General features: G+C 73.0%; 1 protein-coding gene. It reads left to right on the plus strand.

Annotation, left to right across the window (positions count from 1 at the left end):
• A partial coding sequence (locus AB0J67_RS41245) for an IS1380 family transposase (protein WP_363491294.1) occupies positions 1-1,276 on the plus strand: 1,276 nt, incomplete at both ends.

Raw genomic sequence — 1,276 nt, forward strand, 5'->3', positions numbered from 1 at the left:
AGACTACCTTGTCGCGCCCCAAGCTGGTCGTCGCGGCCGACGGACGGGGTGTGGTCGGGCGTGCCGGGACCCGGCTGCTGGCCGACCTCGCCGACACCACCGGCCTGACCAGCGGATTCGGTGACGCCCTGGCGGTCGCGGGACGGCGTTCGGGCGGTCACGACCCGGGCCGGGTCGCGCTCGACCTGGCCGTGACGATCGCCGACGGCGGCAGGGCGATCACCGACCTGGGCGTGCTGCGCGCCCAGCCCGAACTGTTCGGGCCGGTGGCCTCGGACTCGACGGGATGGCGGGCGCTGGAGATGATCGACACCGCGGCGCTGGGCAGGCTGCGGGCCGCGCGGGCCGCGGCCAGGGAGGTCGCCTGGGCGCAGTTGTGCGAGACCCGGGGCGCTCTGCCCGCCTCGACCGCCTGCGGCCGTGACGTGCCCGGCCTGGTCCTGGACATCGACGCCACGATCGTGGTCGCGCACTCGGAGAAGGAGCAGGCCAGCCCGACGTGGAAGAAGACGTTCGGCTACTACCCGCTGCTGTGCTTCCTCGACAACACCCGCGAGGCCCTGGCAGGGCTGCTGCGTCCCGGTCGCGCGGGGTCGAACACCGCCGCCGACCACATCACCGTGCTGGACATGGCCCTGGCGCAGGTCCCCGATGCGCACCGCCACGGCAGCGACATCCTCGTACGCGCCGACGCCGCAGGCCACACCACCGCATTCCTGCACCACATCCGCGACCTGCGCCAACGGGGCCTGTCGACGTTCTTCTCGGTGGGCGTGCCGATCACCGCACCGATCCGCGACGGCCTGGTTCACGCCAGCGCTTGGATCGACGCCCTGGACACCGACGGCGAACTGCGCGAGGGTGCGCAGGTCGTCGAGCTCACCCACCTCGTCGCCGCCCACGTCCTGGCCGGCTACCCGCCCGGCACCCGGCTGATCGCCCGGCGAGAGCGCCCGCATCCCGGCGCGCAACTCGACCTGTTCGACACCGTCGAAGGCTGGCGCCACCAGGTCATCGCCACCGACACCGGAGTCGGCGCGGGCTCGATCCAGTACTTGGAGGTCCGTCACCGCGCCCACGCCCGGGTCGAGGACCGGATCCGCTGCGCCAAGTCCACCGGGCTGGGCCGGTTCCCGTCCCGCGTGTTCGCGATCAACGCCGCCTGGCTCGAACTCGCCCTCACCGGCTGCGACCTGCTCACCTGGACCCAGCACCTGCTCCTGGACGGCGAACTCGCCCGCGCCGAACCCCGACGACTGCGCTACCAGGTCCTGCA

The sequence above is a fragment of the Catellatospora sp. NPDC049609 genome, assembly GCF_040675365.1.
Classification (GTDB): domain Bacteria; phylum Actinomycetota; class Actinomycetes; order Mycobacteriales; family Micromonosporaceae; genus Catellatospora.